At 39.1% G+C, this 2,164-nt stretch carries 3 protein-coding genes; all 3 read right to left on the reverse strand.

Annotated elements, in window-relative coordinates; all coding sequences use genetic code 11:
* Positions 1-430 precede the first annotated feature (430 nt).
* Positions 431-802, reverse strand: a complete 372-nt coding sequence (locus B9G53_RS09555; RefSeq protein ID WP_094531558.1) for a clan AA aspartic protease — start codon at positions 800-802, stop codon at positions 431-433.
* On the reverse strand, positions 799-1,074 hold the full coding sequence (locus B9G53_RS09560; RefSeq protein ID WP_094531560.1) for a hypothetical protein: 276 nt from the start codon (positions 1,072-1,074) through the stop codon (positions 799-801). The genes B9G53_RS09555 and B9G53_RS09560 overlap by 4 nt, the downstream gene beginning before the upstream one ends.
* 437 nt (positions 1,075-1,511) lie before the next feature.
* Positions 1,512-1,802 carry a DUF3892 domain-containing protein gene (locus B9G53_RS09565; protein ID WP_094531562.1) on the reverse strand — a complete coding sequence of 97 codons (291 nt, stop codon included), beginning with the start codon at positions 1,800-1,802 and terminating at the stop codon, positions 1,512-1,514.
* Positions 1,803-2,164: the final 362 nt, after the last annotated feature.

The raw sequence follows: 2,164 nt of genomic DNA on the forward strand, positions 1-2,164 counted from the left end.
TTATTTAAATTGTTAAAATAGTGATTCTTTTGGGATTAAAGCCCAAAATACTTGCTGTATAAGGATTTGCTTTCTAAATATTTTTTTCAGTAAAATAAGAGCGGAATGTGGGTTTGATCACAGGCGATCGCGATTTATTAGTTTTACATCCCTTTCGAGGTATCGAAATCATCGCACCAGCCGCTTTTCTTGAGCTTTAATAGAAAAATCAAAATGCATATTCAACAAGTACAAATTAAAAACTTTCGCTGTTTTGAAGTGCGATCACTACCAAAATGTACCCGATCGCATACGTATCGATTACTCGAAAACATAACGGAACGTGTTCAGGTTTTGCAGGGACTTAAACAAATTGGGTCTTAATATTGGTGATTTGAGGGTTTAGGCGATCGCTAATATTGTCAGCCGTGATTTCTAGGCGATCGCTTTATCAAGCTAATGCAACAATTGTAACTAATCCTCTTTCAATTACTTCTATTTGTAATTTGTATCCATAGAGCAAACCCATGCCAATCAAAGGCTCTGTTTCTGATTCAGCAATATCAACCTCACGGAATTGTCCGTCCCATATGATTCTTGCGGAATAGATATCAAATAGAGTCTCACTCCCATCCCCCAATGTAACAGTATCTGAACCATTCCAAGATAAATCAAGTTTAGCGATGATTTCTGATGGCAAGGTCAAGAATCCATTAAATCCTGTATCTATGACTGCATCAATAACCTGTTGTTGTCCATTGGCACTATCGACAACTAGTGGAAGCATCGCTTCACATCTCAAGCTAACATTTCCCAGTATCATGACTTTTGGGCTAGGCTCCTTGCACCAAAGTGATAAACTGCACGATGACCGATACGGATTAGCCAAGGTTGGGCAGTAGGATATTGCTCAAATAATTGATTGGTAGCAAGTAGTACTGTGTCAGCGATCGCATATGCTCCAGTTTCAATGTCGATCGCTATTATCTTACCGTAGTTATCAGTTTCTACTTGTTGCTTGATTTGCGATTCGTAGAGTGCTTGTCCACGCTTGGATATTTCTTCTTTGCTATAACGTCTTTGTCGAACTGCCATAGATTTTATGCGATCAAGTTACTTGACTATTATAGTTAGCTTTAAGTTAAGTGATTATAGTGATCGCAATTACTGTGAGTCGTGATTAATAAGTGATCGCATACGTATCGATTACTCGAAAACACAACGGAACGTGTTCAGGTTTTGCAGGGACTTAAACAAATTGGGTCTTATATTGGTGATTTGAGGGTTTAGGCGATCGCACTATTTCCCTGATGGTGGAGGGGTAAGCTTATGATTGCGATCGCTATAGGAAGTTGTAAAGTCCGCAACCTTAATGCTGAATACAGTGGCAGAGTACTTAGTACTTAAAAGAACAAAGTTAGTCAAGATAGTTCTTACAAAAATTATGCCATCCTAATCAAGCAAAAATCACCCCTCTAGTAGATGCAAAATGTACGAATCCATAAGAGGGGTAGCTAGTTTCTGCTATCTGATTAGTATCGGCATTCGTACAGCGACAACAAGTTATTGGGTTGCTCATCGTCAGCAACAGTCTTGAGGTACTTGTGTCTAAAACGACTCACTGCAACAACCACATCCACACTACGATTCTGGGCTTTCACAAAGAATTTCCAGTTTCCTTTCTCAATTCCAGCTATTGCCTCTTCTTGAGTTAGTTTCCATGCCGTGCCGTTTGGATTCACACCACCGATGGCAGTAATACGTTCGTGTGGGTTCATGCGATCAGACTTGTTGATGCACTTGATTTCATGGGAGCTTGGCATTTTTTACCTCTTAAGGATATCTAAGTAGCTGATTAGCTAATATGCTTATTAGCGTATCATAGAAACAAAAAAAATTTCAATACTTCTTAACAATTTCTTTAAAAAAGGCGGGGGTGACTATTTTCTGTGCCTAAAAGCTTTAACTGTGTCAACCTTACTCTCGCAGCATCCTTTGATACCTGAAACCTTTCAGCGACTGATGAGATCAGATCTACTCCGTTTTGATTAACTACTCCCTTCCCGCTGTAAGGCATGGTAAAATATGAAATAAAAAGACAGTAAAAAAATGAACCAAAACGAAGCGCTTCTGAACAAGCCGTTAGATCTCAAAGATTGGCAGAAGCAGTTCAATCGACATCAAC

The organism is Pseudanabaena sp. SR411 (assembly GCF_002251945.1).
GTDB lineage: Bacteria > Cyanobacteriota > Cyanobacteriia > Pseudanabaenales > Pseudanabaenaceae > Pseudanabaena.